Consider the following 21,225-nt stretch of genomic DNA (forward strand, 5'->3'; position numbering starts at 1 on the left):
TTAGGGTGAGGGGAATTGTCTAAACCATATCATATTTGAATAGACTCGCTAGAAAACGATATTTTTTATCCCTCATTCTCTGTGGCGTAATAGAGGAAATGACGTTTACCCGGAGTTCACCATGCCACGCTCGCTGCACGACACCACCACCGCGCTGAACGCGCAAAATCTGCTGACCCTGCCCGCTGAATTCGGCTGCCCGGTTTGGGTATATGACGCGGAGATCATTCGCCAGCAAATTGCCCAGCTGCGCCAGTTCGATGTCATTCGTTTTGCCCAAAAGGCGTGCTCGAATATCCACATCCTGAAACTGATGCGTGAGCAGGGCGTGAAGGTGGATTCGGTGTCGCAGGGGGAGATCGAGCGCGCGCTGGCGGCAGGCTACAAGCCGCTGGAAAACCCGGACGATATCGTCTTTACCGCTGACGTGATCGACAATGCCACGCTGGCGCTGGTGGCCCAGCAGAAAATCCCGGTCAATATCGGATCTGTGGATATGCTGCATCAGCTCGGCGAAGTCTCGCCGGGGCACCGCGTCTGGCTGCGTATTAATCCGGGCTTTGGGCACGGGCACAGCCAGAAAACCAACACCGGCGGCGAGAACAGCAAGCACGGCATCTGGCTGAGCGATATGCCGAAGGCGCTGGAAGCTATGCAGCGCTACGGCATTCACCTGGTCGGTATTCATATGCACATTGGTTCCGGCGTGGATTATGGCCATCTGGAGCAGGTTTGCGGCGCGATGGTGCAGCAGGTGATCGACTTCGGCCAGGATCTTGAGGCGATTTCTGCGGGTGGTGGTCTGTCCATTCCTTACCGCGAAGGTGAGGAGACGATCAATACCGATCATTATTACGGCCTGTGGAATAGCGCGCGTGAAAAAATTGCCGCTCATCTGGGGCACCCGGTGAAGCTGGAGATCGAGCCGGGGCGTTTCCTGGTGGCCGAAGCCGGGGTGCTGGTTTCGCAGGTCCGGGCGGTGAAAGATATGGGATCCCGCCACTTTGTGCTGATCGACGCCGGATTTAACGATCTGATGCGTCCATCTATGTACGGCAGCTATCACCATATTTCTGCGCTGGCGGGCGACGGGCGGGATCTGGCTGCATTAGAGCCGAAAGAAACCGTGGTGGCGGGGCCGCTGTGCGAGTCCGGGGATGTGTTTACCCAGCAGGAAGGCGGCAAGGTAGAAACCCGCCTGCTGCCGCCGGTCAAACCGGGTGATTACCTGGTCCTGCACGATACCGGCGCATACGGGGCTTCTATGTCCTCTAACTACAATAGCCGCCCGCTGCTGCCGGAAGTGCTGTTTGATAACGGCAGCGCCCGCCTGATTCGCCGCCGCCAGACGATTCAGGAGCTGCTGGCGCTCGAGCTACTTTGATACCTTCCGTCCGGCCTCGAAAAAGGGGCCGGGCGCAACGGAGTCCCTCAGTACCAGCGTCCCCACAAATGGCGGGATGGGGGCTAACGGTTCGCCGCTCGCCAGCTTAATGGCCTGATCGATGGCGGTAATGATCATATTGTCGATGGGCAAATAGACGGATGACAGCGCCGGTTCCAGCCACTGGGCGCTCGGCGCGTCGTCAAAGCCGAACAGCGAAATATCCTGTGGAATACGGATCCCGGCCTGGTGCAGCGCTTTAGAGGCACCCAGCGCCATATCGTCGTTGCAGGAAAACAGCGCGCTGAAGGTCACGCCGCTGGTCAGCAGCTCCTGGCACAGATGGTGCCCTTCGGTCATGCTGGAATCCCCGTATTTCACCCGGTTTTCATCCCACGCAATACCATGCTTTTGCAGTGCTTTCCGGTAACCCATCAGGCGAGCCTTGCCGGTTGGCGTGGAAATAGGCACGGTAATGCAGGCGATTTCCCGGTGGCCTTGCTGGATCAGGTATTCGGTGGCCTGAAAGGCGGCATCCTGCTGTTCGAAGAAGACGCAGCGTTCACGGGCCTGGGTAACATCCCGGTTAATGACGACCAGCGGCACTTGAATAGCATTCATCAGCGACATTAACGCCCGCTCGCTCATAAAACGCGTGTAGAGAACGATGGCGTCGCAGTGCCTGTCCGCCAGCATTTGTACTGCATCGAGCTCTTTTTCAGGCGTGTCATGCCCGTCGGTGACGATCAGCTGTTTACCGTAGAATTCCGTGCGGCGTGAAGCCTGCTGCAGAAGGCGACCGAAGTAGAAGCCATCGAAGGTGGAGACAACCAGCCCGATGCTGTTGCTGCTGCGGTTTGCCAGCGATCGTGCCAGAAAATTAGGCTTATAGCCCAGCTCTTCCATGGCCTTAAACACCTGTTCGCGGGTGCTTGCTTTAACCTGTCCGGTGCCGTTTAACACGCGAGATACCGTCGCTTTGGAAACCCCTGCGCGTAACGAGACATCTAACATTGTTACCATTGTTTCCTTCCCGATCTGGACGCTGTCGCGATTTTCCAGCAGTTTATCACAGGAGTTTCATGCGCAAGCGGCCTTGCCGTTTCGCCGTGCAAATTGTCGTCCCGGATCACGCTTTCAGAATTTGGTGTGGTTTTTTAGGAGTATATCGTTGTGAAAATTGTCCCGTTGTACCAGGCCCCTCAGCACGCAGAACAGGTAACGGAGTGGCTTTGGCAGGCGTTTGGCAGTCAGGAAAGCCGAGGCTTTTTTGCGTCTATTGTTGCCGCCAGCCAGCGGGGAGGGGAAATGCCCCTGACGTTTATTGCGCTGGTGGGCGAAAAGATGGTGGGGACCGTGGGGCTGTGGCGCTGCGATTTGATCAGCCGGCAGGATCTCTGGCCCTGGCTGGCGGCGCTGTATATTGATGAAAGCCAGCGAGGAAAGGGGCTGGGAGAGCTTTTACAGCGGCACGTTGCGGAATATGCCCGCGAGCTGGGTTTTGACGCGTTGTACCTGTATTCGGCCTGTAAAGCCTATTATGAACGGTTTGGCTGGCGCTACATTGGCGACGGGCTGGATTATCCCGACCAGCCCGTGCATCTTTATCAACTTACGCTGTAAGCGTTGTCGCCCGGAGAGGCTACCGAGTGGCGCCGAACCAGCGTCGGGCTGAACATATGGGTGATTTCCGGCAGCGGCAGGTTTTCGGCCAGCGCCAGCGCGAGTTCTGCTGCCTGAGTCGCCATGGTGACAATCGGGTAGCGAACCGTAGTCAGCTTTGGCCGCACGTAGCGTGAAATTAACACGTCATCAAAGCCAATCAGCGAAATCTCACCGGGAACATCAATGCCGTTATCGTTCAGCACACCCATCGCGCCGGCGGCCATTGAGTCGTTATAGCAGGCCACGGCGGTGAAGTTTTTGCCGCGTCCCAGCAGCTCCGTCAGGGCCTGCTCGCCGCCGCTTTCATCAGGTTCACCAAAGGTCACCAGGCGCTCGTTGATGGGGATATTGTGCTCGCGGAGCGCGTCGTAATAGCCCTGGATACGGTCGTCTGCGTCAGAGATTTGATGGTTGGAGCAAATATAGCCGATGCGGGTGTGCCCCTGCTGAATTAAATGGCGCGTAGCAAGCCATGCACCGTAGCGGTCATCCAGCGCAACGCAGCGTTGCTCAAACCCCGGCACAATGCGGTTAATGAGCACCATGCCGGGGATTTGCTTCATCAGCGAAATCAGCTCCTCGTCTGGGAGCTTTTTGGCGTGAACCACCAGCGCTGCGCTGCGGTGGCGAATAAGTTGTTCAATGGCCTGTCGCTCTTTTTGTTCGCTGTGGTAGCCGTTGCCGATAAGCAAGAAGTTGCCGGTGCGGTAGGCAACCTGCTCAACGGCTTTAACCATCGCGCCAAAGAACGGGTCGGAAACGTCGCCCACGATCAGGCCAATGGTTTCAGTGGCTTGTTGAGCAAGGGCTCTGGCGTTGGCGTTGGGATGATAATTCAGCGCTTCCATGGCGCTATTCACCGCCTGCTTAGAGGCATCGCTGGCTTTTGGGGAGTGGTTGATGACGCGTGAAACCGTGGCGACAGACACACCAGCCAGCCGAGCCACATCCTTAATTGTCGCCATGAAAAGCCTTCCTGTTAGGGGTAATCGTTTACATAGCGTTTAGTTTTACGGAAATCCCTTATGACTGCAAGGCAACAACTGATGGGTATATCGCAAAGTAGAGCAAAATCAAGGTGAAAGCGTGTAACGGTTACACTCACTTCACCAGGTTGCCTCTTTTTAGTGCATGTCGCGGATTTTTAAACGTTTCTGCCCAAATCTTTGCTTACATTTTGCAGTCGGCTGTTGCGATTTCAGCATAGCTTAATGGAAGACGCCGCTGCTACATTTGTGGTCCCAGAGGTATTGATAGGTGAAGTCAGCGATTATTTGCTGATCCTATGAATTACACCAACCTGCGCGGATGCGCAGGTTTTTTTTTGCCTGAATCCCGCCGCCTGTAACAAGAATCGAGAATTTAAACACCTGGTTGCACTTGGGCTCATTCGCTTGCTTTTTGCCGCTGGTTTCACCGCTGGCGGCACGAGACAATTCAGATCCCAGAGGTATTGATTGGTGAGAATTCCTGGTACTCTGCTGAGTACAATTCTTTTGCACCAACCTGCGCAGATGCGCAGGTTTTTTTTTGCCATTTTTTGAGCCCCCTCCCGCACTTAACGCAACTGGTGTACTCTGCGACTCTACACTTAATGCTGACCGACAGACGACAAAGAGAGTCGCTATGCTTCTTGCTTTTTTCCGTGCGCTATTTCGCATTCTGTTCCGGGTAACCCTTTCCGGCGATCCGCAGGTGCTTCAACGCCAGCGAGTGCTGATTGTGCCAAACCACGTCTCATTTCTTGACGGGATCCTGGTTGCACTTTTTCTGCCGGTGCGCCCCGTATTTGCGGTCTACTCCTCAATAAGCCAGCAGTGGTTTATGCGCTGGCTTAAGCCGCTCATTGATTTTGTTCCGCTGGACCCGACCAAACCGATGTCTATTAAACATCTGGTGCGTCTGGTGGAGCAGGGGCGCCCGGTAGTGATTTTCCCGGAAGGACGCATCAGCGTGACCGGATCGTTGATGAAAATCTACGACGGAGCCGGATTTGTGGCGGCCAAAGCACAGGCCACGGTGGTGCCTTTACGCATCGACGGCGCGGAGCTGACTTTCTTTAGCCGCCTGAAAGGGCTGGTAAAACGCCGAGCTTTCCCGCGTATTACCCTGCATCTTCTGCCGCCAACCTCCATTGCAATGCCGGAAGCCCCACGAGCCCGGGATCGCCGGAAAATGGCCGGTGAGATGCTGCACCAAATCATGATGGAAGCGCGCATGGCCGTGCGACCGCGCGAGACGCTTTTTGAGGCGCTGCTGGCAGCGAAGGATCGGTACGGCTCGCGTAAAAACTGTATTGAAGACATTAACTTCAAGCCAGATACTTACAGTTCTCTGCTGAAAAAAACGCTGTTTGTGGGACGAATCCTCGATAAATACAGCGAACAGGGTGAAACCATTGGTTTGATGCTGCCAAATACGGCGATCAGCGCGGCGGTGATTTTTGGTGCTTCATCCCGGGGCCGTATTCCGGCGATGATGAATTACACGGCTGGCGTAAAAGGGCTGACCAGCGCGATTACGGCGGCGCAAATCAAGACGGTCTTTACCTCCCGGCAGTTCCTGGATAAAGGCAAATTGTGGCACCTGCCGGAACAGCTGACGCAGGTGCGCTGGGTTTATCTGGAAGATTTAAAGTCCACCATCACCCTGCAGGATAAAGCGTGGATCTTTGCTCATCTGCTTGCGCCTCGCCAGGCCCAGGTGAAGCAGCAGCCGGAAGATGCGGCGATGGTGCTGTTTACCTCCGGCTCGGAGGGCAATCCCAAAGGTGTGGTGCACAGCCATAAAAGCCTGCTGGCCAACGTGGAGCAGATTCGTACCATCGCGGATTTCACCGCCGATGACCGGTTTATGTCCGCGCTGCCGCTGTTCCACTCTTTTGGCCTGACGGTCGGGCTTTTCACGCCGCTGCTGACCGGGGCGGAAGTGTTCCTTTACCCCAGCCCGCTGCATTACCGCGTGGTGCCGGAGCTGATTTATGACCGTAATTGCACGGTGGTCTTCGGCACCTCGACGTTCCTCGGCAACTACGCCCGCTTTGCTAACCCGTATGATTTCTTCCGCCTGCGCTATGTGGTCGCCGGGGCAGAAAAGCTGCAGGAAAGCACGAAGCAACTGTGGCAGGACAAGTTCGGCCTGCGCATTCTGGAAGGTTACGGCGTGACCGAGTGTGCGCCGGTGGTGTCTATCAACGTGCCGATGGCGGCGAAGCCGGGCACCGTGGGCCGTATTCTCCCGGCAATGGATGCTCGCCTGCTGGCGGTGCCCGGGATTGAGCAGGGTGGAAGGCTGCAGCTCAAAGGGCCAAACATCATGAACGGCTATCTGCGCGTGGAAAATCCTGGCGTGCTGGAGAAGCCTGAAGCTGATAATGGCCAGGGTGAGATGGAACCCGGCTGGTACGACACCGGCGATATCGTGACCTTTGACGAGCAGGGCTATTGCGTGATTCAGGGACGTGCGAAGCGCTTTGCCAAAATCGCCGGAGAGATGGTGTCGCTTGAGATGGTCGAACAGATGGCGATCGGCATTTCTCCTGACAAACTGCACGCTACGGTGGTGAAGCATGACGCCGCCAAAGGCGAAGCGTTGGTGATGTTTACCACCGACAGCGAGCTGACCCGCGAAAAACTGCTGCATTATGCGCGTGAACATGGCGTGCCCGAGCTGGCGGTACCGCGTGATATTCGCTTCCTCAAGCAGCTGCCGGTGTTAGGCAGCGGAAAACCAGATTTTGTCACTCTGAAAGCGCAGGTCGATGAAGCGGAGAAAGCCCATGTCTGAACAGGCTGGCAAGAGCAGTTCGTTGTGGTCCCGGGGCATGATGGCGGTCACCGCGGCGCAGTTTTTATCAGCTTTTGGCGATAACGCGCTGCTGTTCGCCACGCTCGCGGTGCTCAAGCAGCAGTTCTACCCGGACTGGAGCCAGCCGGTGCTGCAAATGGTGTTTGTCGGCGCTTATATCCTCTTTGCGCCGTTTGTGGGGCAGGTGGCCGACAGCTTCGCCAAAGGGCGAGTGATGATGCTGGCGAACAGTATGAAGCTTGTGGGTGCGGCGGTGATTGCGCTGGGGCTGAATCCCTTTGTCGGCTACACGCTGGTAGGCATCGGTGCAGCGGCCTATTCACCGGCTAAATACGGCATTCTCGGCGAGCTGACGACTGGCGATCGGCTGGTGAAGGCCAACGGCCTGATGGAGTCCTCTACTATTGCGGCGATCCTGCTGGGATCCGTTGCCGGCGGCGTGCTGGCAGACTGGAACCTGACGGCGGCGCTGGTGGTCTGCGCGCTGGTGTACGGCGGGGCGGTGGTTGCCAACGTATTCATCCCTAAACTTGCGGCCGCACGGCCAGGCCAGTCATGGCGTTTCAGGCCGATGACGCACAGCTTCTTTTCCGCCTGCCGCAGCCTCTGGCGTAGCGGAGAAACGCGCTTCTCGCTGGTGGGCACCAGCCTGTTCTGGGGGGCTGGCGTGACGCTGCGCTTCCTGCTGGTACTGTGGGTGCCGGTAGCGTTAGGGATCACGGATAACGCGACCCCGACTTACCTTAATGCGATGGTTGCTGTAGGCATTGTGGTGGGAGCTGGGGCTGCCGCGAAGCTGGTGACGCTGGAAACCGTCGCCCGCTGCATGCCCGCCGGCATTTTAATTGGCGTTGGCGTACTGATTTTTGCTCTCCAGCATTCACTGCTGCCTTCTTACGCTTTGCTGGTGTTGATTGGACTCTTGGGCGGTTTCTTCGTGGTGCCGCTTAATGCGCTGCTTCAGGAGCGCGGCAAGCACACGGTCGGGGCAGGTAACGCCATTGCCGTGCAAAACCTGGGTGAAAACACGGCCATGCTTTTGATGCTGGGTCTGTTCTCGCTGGCGGTGAAAACCGGGGCGTCCATCGTTGGCATTGGCATTGGATTTGGGGCGGTGTTTGCGCTGGCGATTAGCGCCCTGTGGCTGTGGCAAATCAAACATAAATAGCAAAAAGGCCCTCTTTTGGAGGGCCTTAGTTTTTTACGGTGCCGGGTAAGTATAGATGCGATGCACCGCTTCAATCTCCTCAATCACCTCTTCGCTTAGTGTCAAATGCAGGCTTTCAAGGTTGGTTTTCAGCTGTTCCAGCGTCGTGGCGCCGAGCAGTGTGCTGGCCACAAACGGCTGACGGCGAACGAAGGCCAGTGCCATTTGCGCCGGGTCGAGATTATGGCGTTGAGCTATTTCTACGTAGGCCGCAACGGCTTTTTGCGACTGCTCGCCGCTGTAACGCGTGAAGCGGCTAAACAGCGTGTTGCGAGCGCTCGCCGGTTTGGCCCCGTTAAGGTATTTACCCGACAGCACGCCAAAGGCCAGGCAGGAATAAGCGAGCAGCTCAACGCCTTCGTGCTGGCTAATCTCTGACAGGCCAACTTCAAAGCTGCGGTTCAACAGGCTGTAAGGGTTTTGAATGGTCACGATGCGCGGCAGGTCGTGTTTTTCGGCAAGCTGCAGATAGCGCATTACGCCCCACGGCGTTTCGTTTGAGACGCCGATATAGCGAATTTTCCCGGCACGCTGGCACTCGGTCAGCGCTTCAAGGGTTTCCAGCAGCGTTACCGGCAGGGAGGTCGTGTCGCTCCAGGTGTAGCCGAGTTTGCCAAACATGTTGGTCTGACGCTGCGGCCAGTGAACCTGGTAGAGGTCGAGGTAATCGGTTTGCAGGCGTTTGAGGCTGGCATCCAGCGCTTCGCGGATGTTTTTCCGATCGAGGATCTGGTTTGGGCGGATGCCCGCGTCGTTGTTGCGGGTGGGGCCAGTGACTTTGGAAGCAACAACCAGTTTTTCGCGGTTGCCGCGGGCTTTAAGCCAGCTGCCGACATAGCTCTCGGTTAAGCCCTGGGTTTCCGGGCGTGGCGGCACCGGGTACATTTCTGCCACATCAATCAGATTAACGCCCTGACTGACGGCATAATCGAGCTGTTGGTGGGCATCGGCCTCGCTGTTTTGTTCACCAAAGGTCATGGTTCCCAGCCCCAGCGTGCTGACTTCAAGTGAACTGTGGGGGATACGGTGATAGTGCATAGCCGGCTTCCTGTTGTTCTTTTGACTCGTCAGGCATCGTTACCCGACAAAAGGTCTATAAACATGGCAGAGGCAGGCGCAAAGCGAAAGAGGGGAAAGTAAGAAAAATCATCAGGCCAGCCCTGGGGCCGACCCTGCGAGATTAGCGCTCAATAATCTGGGAAACGTCGTTACGGTTGATCTGCATTTCATTACCTTGCTGGTCACGATAGCTAACCAGACCGGTATCTTCATCGACCTTCGGCTTGCCTTCGGTCAAAATCATTCGTCCATCTTTGGTGGCCATTACGTAGTCGCTGCTGCAGCCTGAAACGGCAAAGGCAAGACCAATGGCGGAGATTGCTACTGCCCATTTAGTCATCGGTATGTTCCTCGTCAGGAAGGGATCTTGTTAATAAGTTTAGTAATAACCTGATGAACAGGGGAAAGAAAGCGGTAAATTCTTAATAGGACGAGGAAAATGTAACATTCCCCGGAACTTACTGACACAACCCTGGATTTTATTCACTACAGCGGCTTTTAAAGCGTGAAGTGTCTTGCGAGAAGGGCTGCGGTGAAATTCTTCTTTAAGTAGAAGCCGCGAGGTAATGTGAGAATAGGTGAGCCGTCAGCGCCAATGGCCTCTGTTAACGCCCGGCTGTTGGCGGCTTTTGGCCGCAGCTGCAGTACTTCGCCGTGACGGGCGGTAATGCGTTCCACCTGGCCCAGCACGATCAAATCCATCAATTCTTCCCAGTCCTGGCGCAGCTGCTGATCTTCTTCTTCTGAAGGGCTCCATAATAGCGGAGAGCCCACGTGCCGTTCGGCAAGCGGGATCTGCCTTTCTCCTTCAACCGGGATCCACAGCACGCGCTTGAGCTTATGTCGTACATGACTGGTTTCCCATATAACGCCGCTATTGCCGGTTAACGGCGCGACGCAGACGAAAGTGGTTTCCAGCGGACGGCCAAGGCTATCCACCGGGATCGTTTTCAACTCGATCCCGAGTGCGGCGAAATCTTGTTCGGGCTTGCTGCCCGCGCTGGCACCCAGCCATAGCTCGAGTAATACGCCAATCCAGCCCTTATCTCGCTTCAGGTCTTTCGGCGTCTTTAGGCCAGCGCAGGCTGCCAGTTCGCCCAGGGTATAACCGGCGACGCTTTGCGCCTGCTGAAGCAGCTCGGCTTCACTGCGTGGGGGCGTGATGAGCGGACGTATTGGTTGCATAACTCGTTGATGTTTTTTTGGTTAAAAAATGAACGCACTTTGTGCACAGCGAAAGCTTAGTTTAATCTTCTGAGGATAAGATTAACAATATTCTGATTTCTAATGAATTTTTAAAGCCAGCGGTTGCGTTGCAGCAACATTAAAAAGGTTTTTCCAAATCTGGTCACTGGCAATGAACAGGATCTTACACCATGTTATCCACAGAAAAGTGGGATAACTGGGAATAAACGCGACTACTGGTTCCATTTACAGCCTTGACGGGGCGCTAAAATACAATTTATCGCCGATTTGTGCCTAACTTGTTTGCACAATCTGTGGATAAAAACGACATTGTTCGATCTTTCATCAGCAGGCGATCTTCATATGTGACGATCATCACATTATGAAACTCGTGTGTCATTTTTATAGTATTATGATTATGAAATTTAAAGGCTTTAATGTGTGACAGGATTGCTCCTAATTTTAGTTGTTCTGAGTTGTCCCGATGTAATTCGGTAGTTCTTCACAGTTATATCCACAGAAAAAGTGAATAAAACCGCCGGTTTTTACTGTCCCCTGTTTATAACCCGGCTATCTTTTGTGAGTTATTCAAATGTTATTCCATGCAGGCGCCGCCGAGAGAGTGGTTTACCGCCTGACACTTGTATGAAACAATCGATGCAATCTAAGTTTGTTTTGAGGTAGTCCGGTGATCGATGATGATGGCTACCGCCCCAACGTTGGGATCGTAATATGTAATCGGCAGGGACAGGTGATGTGGGCGCGACGTTTTGGCCAACATTCCTGGCAATTTCCCCAGGGGGGCATTAATCCTGGCGAGTCCGCTGAACAGGCAATGTACCGGGAGCTTTTCGAAGAAGTTGGTTTACAAAGAAAAGATGTTCGCATTCTTGCCTCGACCCGAAACTGGTTGCGTTACAAATTACCTAAACGTTTGGTGCGTTGGGACACAAAGCCGGTTTGTATCGGCCAAAAACAAAAATGGTTTCTTTTGCAGTTGCTGAGCAGCGACGGTGAGATCAACATGCAAACCAGCAGCACGCCGGAATTTGATGGCTGGCGCTGGGTCAGTTATTGGTATCCGGTCCGTCAGGTTGTTTCATTCAAGCGCGATGTCTATCGCCGGGTGATGAAAGAGTTTGCCAGCGTGGTGATGCCACTGCAGGAAGTTACGCCACCACGCAATAACTCGCCGGCATGGCGACGTAAAAGAGGTTAAGTCACGCGAAAAATGCTCACCCGTCTGCGAGAAATAGTCGAAAAGGTCGCCAGTGCCCCGCGCCTCAATGAGGCGCTGGACATTTTGGTGACTGATATCTGCCTTGCGATGGATACCGAGGTTTGCTCGGTTTATCTCGCCGACCACGAGCGCCGTTGTTTTTACCTTATGGCGACTCGCGGGTTAAAGAAACCGCGTGGTCGCACCGTCACGCTTGCCTTTGATGAAGGTATTGTTGGCCTGGTTGGGCGGCTCGCGGAGCCGATTAACCTTGCCGATGCGCAAAAACACCCCAGCTTTAAATATGTGCCCGCCGTAAAAGAAGAGCGTTTTCGCGCGTTCCTCGGCGTGCCTATTATCCAGCGCCGTCAGCTTCTGGGAGTGCTGGTTGTCCAGCAGCGGGAACACCGGCAGTACGATGAGAGCGAAGAGTCTTTCCTCGTTACGCTGGCAACGCAGATGGCCGGGATATTATCGCAGTCTCAGTTAACCGCCCTGTTTGGACAGTATCGCCAGACCCGTATCCGTGCGCTGCCTGCATCGCCTGGGGTAGCGATTGCTGAAGGCTGGATGGACACAACGGTCCCGCTGATGGAGCAGGTTTTTGAAGCGTCGACCCTGGACACGGCGCTTGAGCGTGAGCGTTTGACCGCCGCGCTGGAAGAGGCTTCCGGGGAGTTCCGCCGCTACAGCAAGCGTTTTGCCGCCGGGGCTCAGAAAGAGACTGCGGCGATTTTCGATCTTTACTCTCACCTGTTGACCGACGCCCGCCTGCGGCGCGAGCTTTTTGCTGAGGTGGATAAAGGTCTGGTCGCTGAATGGGCCGTGAAAACGGTGGTGGAGAAGTTTGCTGAACAGTTTGCCAGCCTTTCAGATAGCTACCTGAAAGAGCGGGCGGGCGACCTCAGAGCGCTGGGACAACGCCTGTTGTTCCATCTCGACGATACGATTCAAAGCCCGAATACCTGGCCTGAGCGCTTTGTGCTGGTTGCCGACGAACTCTCAGCCACCACGCTTGCCGAACTGCCGCAAAATCGTCTGGCGGGTGTTGTGGTGCGCGATGGAGCGGCAAACTCTCATGCCGCCATTATGGTCCGCGCGCTGGGTATCCCAACCGTCATGGGGGCCGACATTCAGCCATCGGCTCTGCATCGCCGTATGCTGATAGTGGACGGCTATCGCGGTGAATTGCTGGTGGATCCTGAGCCAGTTTTACTGCAGGAATACCAGCGCCTGGTGACCGAGGAGAACGAACTTAGTCGCCTGGCGGAAGATGATGTGGAGCAGCCCGCGGCGTTGAAAAGCGGCGAGCGGGTGCAGGTTATGCTTAATGCCGGGCTTAGTCCTGAGCACGAAGAAAAGCTTGGCAGTCGTATCGACGGTATCGGGCTGTATCGCACCGAAATCCCGTTTATGCTGCAAAGCGGTTTTCCGTCGGAAGAAGAGCAGGTTGCACAGTATCAGGGTATGTTGCAGATGTTTAACGACAAACCTGTGACGCTGCGAACGCTGGATGTTGGGGCGGATAAACAGCTTCCGTATATGCCCATCAGCGAAGAGAACCCCTGCCTTGGCTGGCGAGGCATTCGTATTACGCTCGATCAGCCTGAGATCTTTCTGATCCAGGTCCGCGCAATGCTTCGTGCGAATGCTGCCTCGGGGAATTTGAGTATCCTGTTGCCGATGATCACTAGCATCGACGAGATCGACGATGCGCGCAGACTTATCGATCGCGCAGGCCGTGAAGTCGAAGAGGAATTAGGCTATCAGCTGCCGGCGTTTAGGCTTGGGGTGATGGTTGAAGTGCCTTCTATGGTGTTTATGCTTGGGCACCTGGCCGGACGCATTGATTTTATTTCCGTTGGTACAAACGATCTTACCCAGTATTTGCTTGCGGTTGACCGCAATAACACCCGGGTGGCTAGCCTTTACGATAGCCTGCATCCGGCGATGCTGCGCACGCTGAATCTGATTGCCCGCGAGGCGAATCGTTATGACATCGACCTGTGCCTGTGCGGTGAAATGGCCGGTGACCCGATGTGCGTCGCGATTCTTGTGGGCATGGGTTACCGTCATCTTTCAATGAACGGCCGTTCCGTCGCACGTATCAAATACCTGTTACGCCATATTCAGCTTGAAGAGGCTGAAGTGCTCGCTCAGCGTAGCCTTGAGGCTCAAATGGCGACGGAAGTACGCCACCAGGTAGCGGCCTTTATGGAGCGTCGGGGCATGGGCGGCCTGATTCGCGGTGGGCGTTGATCCGTTTACACAGCCCCGGTATCGCCGGGACATTATCCTCTGCTGACAACAAGGGAAAAAGCGTGGTTTTTCCCTTGTTGTGCTTTAACTGCCGTAGACCCGAAAGGGTTTTTCATATTCGTTTTTTTGATGCCTGGCGTTGATTAACTTTTCTTGATACGGCTTGCATTACCCTGAATGCCCCGGTATCAGCGGGACATTACACATCTTTTACAACTTCCGTAATCAATCAATCTGGCTGTTTGTGCTATGATCCGCTGCTTTCGGAGCGCATCGAGAGCGGTGCGTACTTGCCACTCACCTTCTATTTTGGGTGAGGTAACAATAGCTTGTGGTGACAGATGAATAGTGGCTATCTGCGTTTCCCTGAATTTGATCCGGTGCTTTTCTCCATCGGGCCGGTTTCCCTGCACTGGTACGGGCTCATGTACCTGGTCGGGTTCGTGTTTGCTATGTGGCTTGCCGGGCGCCGCGCCAGCCGTCCGGGCAGCGGCTGGACGAAAAATGAAGTAGAGAATCTGCTGTATGCTGGGTTCCTCGGCGTATTCCTGGGGGGGCGTCTGGGTTATGTCTTCTTCTACAATCTTCCGGTTTTCCTTGCCGACCCTCTCTACCTGTTCAAAGTCTGGGACGGCGGCATGTCCTTCCACGGCGGCCTGATCGGCGTTATCTGCGTGATGATTTGGTTTGCGCGTCGTACCAAACGTACCTTCTTCCAGGTCTCTGATTTTATTGCTCCGCTGATCCCGTTTGGTTTAGGGGCTGGCCGCCTCGGCAACTTCATCAATGGCGAACTGTGGGGCCGCGTTGACCCGAACTTCCGCTTTGCCATGCTGTTCCCTGGCTCACGCAGCGAAGACGTTGGCCTGTTGGCTACGCACCCGGAATGGCAGTCGCTGTTCAATACTTACGGCGTACTGCCTCGCCATCCGTCTCAGCTTTATGAGCTGGCGCTGGAAGGGGTTGTCCTGTTCATCATCCTGAACCTGTTTATTCGTAAGCCTCGCCCTATGGGGTCCGTCTCTGGCCTGTTCCTGATTGGTTACGGTGCGTTCCGCATCATCGTGGAATTCTTCCGCCAGCCGGATGCGCAGTTCACCGGCACCTGGGTACAGTACATCAGCATGGGGCAGATCCTGTCGATTCCGATGATTGTTGCCGGTATCATTATGATGGTTTGGGCATACCGCCGTCCGCAGCAGCAACTTTCGTGAGGTGACATGAAACAGTATCTTGATTTGATGAAAAAAGTGCTTGAAGAGGGCACGCCAAAAGCAGACCGCACCGGTACCGGTACGTTGTCGATTTTTGGGCATCAAATGCGCTTTAACCTGCAGGAAGGTTTCCCGCTGGTCACCACCAAAAAATGTCACCTGCGTTCGATCATTCATGAGCTGTTGTGGTTCCTCAATGGTGATACCAATATCGCGTACCTGAAAGAAAACAAGGTGACGATTTGGGACGAATGGGCGGATGAAAACGGCGATCTCGGCCCGGTTTACGGCAAGCAGTGGCGTTCCTGGGCAACGCCTGATGGGCGCTATATCGACCAGTTAACTACCGTGCTCAATCAGCTGAAAAATGACCCCGATTCCCGACGTATTATTGTCTCTGCGTGGAACGTGGGCGAGCTGGATAAAATGGCGCTGGCTCCTTGCCACGCGTTTTTCCAGTTCTATGTGGCAGACGGCAAACTCTCTTGCCAGCTCTATCAGCGCTCTTGCGACATCTTCCTTGGCTTGCCGTTCAACATCGCCAGCTATGCGCTGCTGGTGCATATGATGGCGCAGCAGTGCGACCTGGAAGTGGGGGACTTTGTCTGGACCGGGGGCGATACGCACCTGTACAGTAATCACCTTGAGCAGACCCGCCTGCAGCTCACCCGTGAGCCTCGCGCGCTGCCTAAGCTGGTTATCAAACGCAAGCCAGAGTCGCTGTTTGACTACCGTTTCGAAGACTTCGAGATTGAAGGCTACGATCCGCATCCGGCGATCAAAGCGCCTGTCGCCATTTAACTTGTCGACAGAGTGACAGAACCGGTGCCTGAGTGCGCCGGTTTTTTTTGCCTCGGTTTTGCTTCTTCTGCATTGATTCCAGAGCGTATGCAACTCTCCGTAACGCCTTAATTATCTTCCGATATGTGTCGCATCATCCGATTTGCGAGCTGGCTGATTGAACCTCTGTGGCCCACACTCCTCCCATGAAAATCAACCAACGTGGTTTTAGCGTTATTGAAGTGATGGTGGTGATAGCCATTGTTGCTGTACTCAGCGCTGGTGGGCTTCACGGCTGGCACGAATGGCAGCAGAGAGTACAGCTGCGGCAAACGGCTCAGCAGCTGAGTCACTTCCTCTCGCGGCTAAGAAATGACGCCAACTGGCTCAACCAAAGCCATCTTTTGGCGTTGCACCAATTTGGGAAAAGCTGGTGCCTGACAAGCCGTGCCGTTGAAGAAAACTGTTCGGAAAACCCAGGCCTGATGTTTACGCCTGAGTTTGACGATATCACCGTGGAGGATATGACTGCCGGGTTAGGTTTCTACGGTATTCGCAACACTGCCTGGCCTGGCCACCTTATTTTGAAAAGTAAGGCCGGGCGCTGGAAGGTGACGCTATCTGTTTGGGGGCGAATCCGGCTATGTGAAATGTCCGGAGACAAGTCATGTTGATCGCCCAGAGAGGGTTTACGTTACTCGAAACGCTTATTGCGATGGCACTGAGCAGTGCGCTGTTGCTTGGTTCCTCAAGGCTATTCCCCGCTTTGCAGGGAGAGGTTTTGCGCCAGTACAGCTACGTTGCCCAGCAGGAGGCACTTTGGCAGATGGCTTTCACCGTTGGTAAAAATTTGCAGCGTGCGGGTTATTGTCGCGGGCAGTGTCAGGGGGAGGCCGTAAAGCTTATGAACGGCGGGAGCTGTGTGGTATTGCAGTGGGATGCTAACGGTAATGGCCGGTGGGACTCGGCCGCTGGTAGCCAAAATGAACAAACGGGGTATCGCTTACGGAACGGCAGCCTGGAGACCCAAAAGGGCGTAGAGCATTGTGAAGGTATCGGTTGGGAAAGAATGTCTGACCCTACGCAATTGGTGGTGCAGCATTTTTCCGTGATTCGCCAGAATCGCAAAACCGCCAGGCCTTTATTCCTCATTAGTCTTGCTGCGCATCTGAAGCAAGGTGGGCGCCCTGTAGAGCTTAGCTATACGGTGAGTGGAGAGAATTTATGAGCGGCAAGCAAGAGAAAGGGAGTACCTCTTTGCTAATGGTGTTGATGCTGTTCGCGGTTGGCTCCCTGATGCTGAGTGGGCTGTCCCGGCAACTTGGCGCCCAGCGCTTTGAGGTTGCTGCCGAAATTCAGTTTATTAAAAATCAAACTGCTGCAAGGTCTGCTCTGGCGTGGGGCGAAAACCAAAACTGGCACCCCCAGAGAACCTGGCAATGTCAGTTTGAATCGAGTAATCAGTGGCACGCCTGCCTGCATCTAACTGACAAAGGAGAGGCCTTACTTGCTGCTTCCGGTCCTGCGCTAGCGTTCACATTGTGGCGCTGGGGGGGACTTCAGGGGAACAAATTAGCAGCTTCGGCGCAGGGCTGGCTAGATTTTTGCCCATTATTGGATGATGACTTATGCAAACTGCCTCTTTAGTCCCCCGGCAGGGCGGGTTCAGTCTCCCCGAGGTGCTGTTTGCTTTGGCGCTGTTTGCGATTGTGATGACGGCTCTGCTGGGATACCACCGCGTATTGCAGCAGGGGTTCACCAGCCAATGGCAGCTAAGGCAGCTCTGGCGCGTGGTTCGTGAGCAGACTGAGCCAGAGGTTCCGCCACTTTCTGATGCATGGAATGTACATCGACAGCAGACATCGTCTTTGGGATGTGTCAGCATCGACGTTACTGTAACAAGTCCAGAGGGCCGGATAGCGCAGCTTTCGCGGCTCGAGTGCCCACGGTCAGAACAACGTCAGGAGTAGCGATTTCATGTTGCGTGTCTACCATTCCAACCGCCTTGATGTGCTGGAAGCCATTATGGAGTTCATTGTGGAGCGCCAGCCATTGCCGGACCCTTTTGAGCCGGAAGTGGTACTGGTGCAAAGCACCGGGATGGCGCAGTGGCTGCAAATGACGTTGGCACAGAAGTTTGGCATTGCGGCGAACATCGAGTTTCCGCTGCCCGCCAGCTTTATCTGGGACATGTTTGTGAGGGTATTGCCCGATATTCCGGAAGTCAGCGCTTTCAACAAGCAGAGCATGAGCTGGAAGCTGATGACGCTTATCCCCACTATGCTCCAAAAGCCAGAGTTCAGGATGCTTGGCCACTATCTGCAGGAAGACGACAGCAGCCGTAAGCTGTTTCAGCTTTCTTCCCGGATTGCCGATCTTTATGACCAGTATCTTGTCTATCGTCCCGGCTGGCTAAGCCGCTGGGAGAAGGGAGAGCTTGTCGAAGGTGTGGGAGAGTCTCAGCTCTGGCAGGCTCCACTCTGGGCGGAACTGGTGCGCTATACCGCTGAGCTGGGGCAGCCTGAATGGCATCGCGCCAATCTCTACCAGCGTTTTATTAACGCTCTTGAGAAAAGCGAGGTTTGCCCAGTGGGGCTCCCGCCTCGCGTCTTTATTTGTGGGATTTCCGCACTGCCGCCGGTGTACCTTCAGGCTCTACAGGCGCTGGGTAAGCATATTGACGTTCATGTGCTGTTTACCAATCCCTGCCGCTACTACTGGGGTGATATTAAAGATCCGGCGTTCCTTGCCCGTCTTGTTAGCCGCCGTCGCCGCTTGCATCAGGCCGACCGGGAGCTGACCTTATTTAAGGACAATGACAACGCTTCTTCACTTTTCAATGAGCTTGGTGAACAGGATGTGGGGAATTCCTTGCTCGCCTCCTGGGGCAAACTGGGGCGAGATTACGCATTTTTGCTTTCTGAGCTTGAGCGTTTTGAAGAGATCGATGTTTTTGTCGATTTAGAACCCGATAACCTTCTCCACGGCCTGCAAAATGACCTGTTGGAGCTGAAAGATTCGCAGGTGCTGGGGCTGACGGCTGAGGAGTATGAACACAGTGACGGTAAACGGCTGCTGGATCCTAACGATCGTTCTTTGACATTCCATGAGTGCCATAGCCCGCAGCGAGAAGTTGAAGTGCTGCACGATCGGCTACTGGCGATGCTGGAGGCCGACCCTGAACTTACGCCGCGCGATATCATCGTGATGGTTGCGGATATTGATAGCTACAGTCCTTTTATCCAGGCGGTATTTGGTAGCGCGAAGGATGAACGCTGGCTGCCGTTTGCCATTTCTGACCGTCGGGCGCGCCAGGCTCACCCGGCCCTGCAGGCGTTCATTTTACTGCTTGGCTTGCCGGAAAGCCGTTTTGCGGCAGAGGATGTGCTTTCATTGTTGGAAGTGCCTGCCCTGGCGGCGTGTTTTTCTATCGATGAAGAAGGGCTGCGCTATCTGCGCAAATGGGTGAATGAATCGGGCGTGCGTTGGGGCATTGATGATGACAACGTTCGCGAACTGGCGCTGCCAGCGACCGGGCAGCATACGTGGCGGTTTGGGCTGACGCGGATGCTGCTTGGCTATGCTATGGAAAGCCAGGCTGGGGTCTGGGATTCTGTATTGCCCTATGATGAGTCCAGCGGCCTGATTGCCGAACTGGTGGGGCAGCTTGCGGAGTTACTGATGCAGCTTAATCGCTGGCGTCAGCTGTTAACTCAGGAGCGCCCTTTAGAGGAATGGTTGCCGCTATGCAGGGAAATGCTGAATAGCTTCTTCCTGCCTGATAGTGAAACAGAAGCCGCACTGGCGCTCATCGAGCAACAGTGGCAGGAGATGATTGAAAAAGGGACTGATGCAGCTTACCTGCAACCCGTGCCATTAACTTTGCTCCGCGATGATCTGGCCCAGCGTCTTGACCAGGAGCGTATCAGCCAGCGCTTCCTCGCCGGGCCGGTAAACTTCTGTACCCTGATGCCAATGCGCGCCATTCCATTTAAGGTCGTTTGTTTACTGGGCATGAATGACGGTGTCTATCCGCGAACCCTTGCGCCATTGGGTTTTGACCTGATGAGCCAGCACCCACAGCGTGGGGATCGCAGCCGCCGGGACGATGACCGCTATCTGTTCCTGGAGGCGCTTATTTCGGCTCAGCAGCGGCTGTACATCAGCTACATCGGCCGTTCTATTCAGGATAACAGCAGGCGTTATCCGTCGGTGCTGGTGGAAGAACTGCTGGATTATGTCGCCCGCAGTTACTACCTCCCTGGAGATGCTGAATGTAATGCAGATGACAGCAGTGAGCGGGTGAGAATGCATCTGGTCACGCTTCATGCCCGAACACCTTTCGACAGCACCAACTACCTTGCCGGAGGCGATCGGCAAAGCTTTGCTCAGGAGTGGCTGCCAGCGGCAAGCGGTAGCGGCGTAGCGCATGCCCACTTTATTCAGCCTTTGATTGCGGAGCCCTGGGACGACATTTCCCTTGAGCAGCTCCAGCGCTTTTGGCGGCACCCGGTGCGGGCATTTTTCCAAATGCGTCTGGGCATTAACTTCCGCCTTGAAGATACCGAATTGCCTGATGAAGAGCCGTTCACCCTCGATGTACTCGATCGTTTTCAATTAAACCAGCACCTGCTTAATGCTCTGGTTCAGCAAGACGATCCGCATCAGCTATTTGTGCGTTATCGGGCAGCTGGCATTCTACCTTACGGCGCCTTCGGTGAAATCTTGTGGGAAAACCAGCGCAATGAAATGCAAACGCTGGCTGAAAAAGTGCTGGCCGAACGGCAAAAAGGGGAAAGCCGTGAAGTCGATCTTCACATTGATGGAACCAGAGTGACGGGCTGGCTGTCGGACGTACAGGCCGATGGCTTACTGCGCTGGCGCCCTTCGGTACTGAATGTGGCTCATGGCATGCAGCTGTGGATTGAACATCTGGTCTACTGCGCCAGCGGCCATTCGGGCGAAAGCCGAATGTACGGGCGCAAAGATTCGCAGTGGCGTTTCCCTCATATGGCGCAGGACGATGCTAAAGCCTGGTTATTGCAACTGGTTGAGGGGTATAAAGAAGGTCTCCGTCAGCCATTACTGCTGCTCCATAACAGCGGCGGCGCGTGGATAAAAACCTGTTATGACCCACAAAATAATGCCATTTTATGGGATGAGGAGACGCAGCAGAAAGCCCGCACTAAGCTGCTTGCTGCCTGGGAAGGAAACCATATGGTAGAAGGGGAAGGGGCTGATATTTGGCTGCAACGTTTGTACCGTACCCTTGATGCTGAGTACTACGAAGCGATTATCACAGAGGCCCAGCGCTATCTGCTGCCTCTGTTCCGATTCAACCAATCCTGAACAAGGATTGTATAAAAATTGCACAGCCCGGTGAGTTCCATTATGATGCGATTTCTTGCTCAGGGCTGGCGAAGTATAACAACGGCGTTCGACGGAT

18 protein-coding genes are annotated in these 21,225 nt (G+C 54.8%); 13 read left to right on the top strand and 5 right to left on the bottom strand.

Features of this window, described 5'->3' with window-relative positions:
* Window positions 1-121 precede the first annotated feature (121 nt).
* Entirely contained in the window at window positions 122-1,384 is a 1,263-nt protein-coding gene (gene lysA / locus F3J29_RS18140) for a diaminopimelate decarboxylase (RefSeq protein WP_166868186.1), read from the top strand.
* On the opposite strand, the gene F3J29_RS18145 is transcribed toward lysA, so the two are convergent.
* A complete protein-coding gene (locus F3J29_RS18145) occupies window positions 1,376-2,407 on the bottom strand; it encodes a LacI family DNA-binding transcriptional regulator (RefSeq protein ID WP_166868188.1) in 1,032 nt (343 codons plus the stop codon). The two genes, lysA and F3J29_RS18145, sit on opposite strands and share 9 nt — an antisense overlap.
* 150 nt (window positions 2,408-2,557) lie before the next feature.
* Here F3J29_RS18145 and F3J29_RS18150 point away from each other — a divergent pair, with 150 nt between their 5' ends.
* Window positions 2,558-3,007 carry a GNAT family N-acetyltransferase gene (locus tag F3J29_RS18150; protein WP_166868189.1) on the top strand — a complete coding sequence of 150 codons (450 nt, stop codon included), beginning with the start codon at window positions 2,558-2,560 and terminating at the stop codon, window positions 3,005-3,007.
* Here the strand turns inward: F3J29_RS18150 and galR are convergent.
* Window positions 2,992-4,014 carry an HTH-type transcriptional regulator GalR gene (gene galR, locus F3J29_RS18155; RefSeq protein WP_166868191.1) on the bottom strand — a complete coding sequence of 341 codons (1,023 nt, stop codon included), beginning with the start codon at window positions 4,012-4,014 and terminating at the stop codon, window positions 2,992-2,994. The two genes, F3J29_RS18150 and galR, sit on opposite strands and share 16 nt — an antisense overlap.
* A gap of 661 nt (window positions 4,015-4,675) precedes the next feature.
* On the opposite strand from galR, the gene aas reads away from it, so the two are divergent.
* Both aas and lplT read left to right on the top strand, forming a co-directional pair.
* Window positions 4,676-6,835: a bifunctional acyl-ACP--phospholipid O-acyltransferase/long-chain-fatty-acid--ACP ligase gene (gene aas / locus F3J29_RS18160; protein ID WP_166868193.1), complete on the top strand. Its 2,160-nt coding sequence runs from the start codon at window positions 4,676-4,678 to the stop codon at window positions 6,833-6,835.
* On the top strand, window positions 6,828-8,024 hold the full coding sequence (gene lplT / locus F3J29_RS18165) for a lysophospholipid transporter LplT (RefSeq protein ID WP_166868195.1): 1,197 nt from the start codon (window positions 6,828-6,830) through the stop codon (window positions 8,022-8,024). Before aas ends, lplT begins: the two co-directional genes overlap by 8 nt.
* A 33-nt stretch (window positions 8,025-8,057) precedes the next feature.
* On the opposite strand, the gene F3J29_RS18170 is transcribed toward lplT, so the two are convergent.
* From F3J29_RS18170 to mutH, 3 genes are all read right to left on the bottom strand, one after another.
* Window positions 8,058-9,101: an NADP(H)-dependent aldo-keto reductase gene (locus F3J29_RS18170; protein WP_166868197.1), complete on the bottom strand. Its 1,044-nt coding sequence runs from the start codon at window positions 9,099-9,101 to the stop codon at window positions 8,058-8,060.
* Window positions 9,102-9,243: 142 nt separating this feature from the next.
* The gene (locus F3J29_RS18175; protein WP_008458470.1) at window positions 9,244-9,462 is read right to left on the bottom strand and encodes a YgdI/YgdR family lipoprotein; all 219 of its coding nucleotides are present in this window, start codon (window positions 9,460-9,462) and stop codon (window positions 9,244-9,246) included.
* A gap of 158 nt (window positions 9,463-9,620) precedes the next feature.
* On the bottom strand, window positions 9,621-10,307 hold the full coding sequence (gene mutH, locus F3J29_RS18180; RefSeq protein WP_166868199.1) for a DNA mismatch repair endonuclease MutH: 687 nt from the start codon (window positions 10,305-10,307) through the stop codon (window positions 9,621-9,623).
* A gap of 688 nt (window positions 10,308-10,995) precedes the next feature.
* Between mutH and rppH the strand changes: the two genes are divergently transcribed.
* From rppH to recC, 9 genes are all read left to right on the top strand, one after another.
* Entirely contained in the window at window positions 10,996-11,526 is a 531-nt protein-coding gene (rppH, locus tag F3J29_RS18185) for an RNA pyrophosphohydrolase (RefSeq protein ID WP_008458467.1), read from the top strand.
* Between the two features lie 12 nt (window positions 11,527-11,538).
* Window positions 11,539-13,785, top strand: a complete 2,247-nt coding sequence (gene ptsP / locus F3J29_RS18190) for a phosphoenolpyruvate--protein phosphotransferase (protein WP_166868201.1) — start codon at window positions 11,539-11,541, stop codon at window positions 13,783-13,785.
* Window positions 13,786-14,126: 341 nt separating this feature from the next.
* Window positions 14,127-14,999, top strand: a complete 873-nt coding sequence (gene lgt / locus F3J29_RS18195) for a prolipoprotein diacylglyceryl transferase (RefSeq protein WP_008458462.1) — start codon at window positions 14,127-14,129, stop codon at window positions 14,997-14,999.
* 6 nt (window positions 15,000-15,005) lie between these two features.
* On the top strand, window positions 15,006-15,800 hold the full coding sequence (gene thyA, locus F3J29_RS18200; RefSeq protein WP_008458459.1) for a thymidylate synthase: 795 nt from the start codon (window positions 15,006-15,008) through the stop codon (window positions 15,798-15,800).
* Window positions 15,801-15,985: 185 nt separating this feature from the next.
* The gene (locus tag F3J29_RS18205; RefSeq protein ID WP_166868202.1) at window positions 15,986-16,453 is read left to right on the top strand and encodes a prepilin peptidase-dependent protein; all 468 of its coding nucleotides are present in this window, start codon (window positions 15,986-15,988) and stop codon (window positions 16,451-16,453) included.
* Complete coding sequence (locus tag F3J29_RS18210) at window positions 16,447-17,007, top strand: prepilin peptidase-dependent protein (protein WP_166868204.1); 561 nt, start codon at window positions 16,447-16,449, stop codon at window positions 17,005-17,007. Before F3J29_RS18205 ends, F3J29_RS18210 begins: the two co-directional genes overlap by 7 nt.
* Entirely contained in the window at window positions 17,004-17,426 is a 423-nt protein-coding gene (locus tag F3J29_RS18215) for a DUF2509 family protein (RefSeq protein WP_166868206.1), read from the top strand. The genes F3J29_RS18210 and F3J29_RS18215 overlap by 4 nt, the downstream gene beginning before the upstream one ends.
* Window positions 17,408-17,749, top strand: a complete 342-nt coding sequence (locus F3J29_RS18220) for a prepilin-type N-terminal cleavage/methylation domain-containing protein (protein WP_166868208.1) — start codon at window positions 17,408-17,410, stop codon at window positions 17,747-17,749. The genes F3J29_RS18215 and F3J29_RS18220 overlap by 19 nt, the downstream gene beginning before the upstream one ends.
* Window positions 17,750-17,756: 7 nt before the next feature.
* Window positions 17,757-21,128 (top strand): exodeoxyribonuclease V subunit gamma, encoded by a 3,372-nt coding sequence (gene recC, locus F3J29_RS18225; protein WP_166868210.1) that lies wholly within the window; start codon window positions 17,757-17,759, stop codon window positions 21,126-21,128.
* Window positions 21,129-21,225: the final 97 nt, after the last annotated feature.

It is taken from the genome of Enterobacter sp. Cy-643 (assembly GCF_011752815.1).
Classification (GTDB): Bacteria; Pseudomonadota; Gammaproteobacteria; order Enterobacterales; family Enterobacteriaceae; genus Cedecea.

Excerpts from the sequence above, each read along its gene's own strand:
- lgt (WP_008458462.1), top strand. The coding sequence starts at position 14,127 with ATGAATAGTGGCTATCTGCGTTTCCCTGAATTTGATCCGGTGCTTTTC.
- ptsP (WP_166868201.1), top strand. The coding sequence starts at position 11,539 with ATGCTCACCCGTCTGCGAGAAATAGTCGAAAAGGTCGCCAGTGCCCCG.
- lysA (WP_166868186.1), top strand. The coding sequence starts at position 122 with ATGCCACGCTCGCTGCACGACACCACCACCGCGCTGAACGCGCAAAAT.
- F3J29_RS18215 (WP_166868206.1), top strand. The coding sequence starts at position 17,004 with ATGAGCGGCAAGCAAGAGAAAGGGAGTACCTCTTTGCTAATGGTGTTG.
- thyA (WP_008458459.1), top strand. The coding sequence starts at position 15,006 with ATGAAACAGTATCTTGATTTGATGAAAAAAGTGCTTGAAGAGGGCACG.
- galR (WP_166868191.1), bottom strand. The coding sequence starts at position 4,014 with ATGGCGACAATTAAGGATGTGGCTCGGCTGGCTGGTGTGTCTGTCGCC.
- F3J29_RS18210 (WP_166868204.1), top strand. The coding sequence starts at position 16,447 with ATGTTGATCGCCCAGAGAGGGTTTACGTTACTCGAAACGCTTATTGCG.
- lplT (WP_166868195.1), top strand. The coding sequence starts at position 6,828 with ATGTCTGAACAGGCTGGCAAGAGCAGTTCGTTGTGGTCCCGGGGCATG.
- F3J29_RS18220 (WP_166868208.1), top strand. The coding sequence starts at position 17,408 with ATGCAAACTGCCTCTTTAGTCCCCCGGCAGGGCGGGTTCAGTCTCCCC.
- F3J29_RS18145 (WP_166868188.1), bottom strand. The coding sequence starts at position 2,407 with ATGGTAACAATGTTAGATGTCTCGTTACGCGCAGGGGTTTCCAAAGCG.
- aas (WP_166868193.1), top strand. The coding sequence starts at position 4,676 with ATGCTTCTTGCTTTTTTCCGTGCGCTATTTCGCATTCTGTTCCGGGTA.
- F3J29_RS18175 (WP_008458470.1), bottom strand. The coding sequence starts at position 9,462 with ATGACTAAATGGGCAGTAGCAATCTCCGCCATTGGTCTTGCCTTTGCC.
- mutH (WP_166868199.1), bottom strand. The coding sequence starts at position 10,307 with ATGCAACCAATACGTCCGCTCATCACGCCCCCACGCAGTGAAGCCGAG.
- F3J29_RS18205 (WP_166868202.1), top strand. The coding sequence starts at position 15,986 with ATGAAAATCAACCAACGTGGTTTTAGCGTTATTGAAGTGATGGTGGTG.
- recC (WP_166868210.1), top strand. The coding sequence starts at position 17,757 with ATGTTGCGTGTCTACCATTCCAACCGCCTTGATGTGCTGGAAGCCATT.
- F3J29_RS18170 (WP_166868197.1), bottom strand. The coding sequence starts at position 9,101 with ATGCACTATCACCGTATCCCCCACAGTTCACTTGAAGTCAGCACGCTG.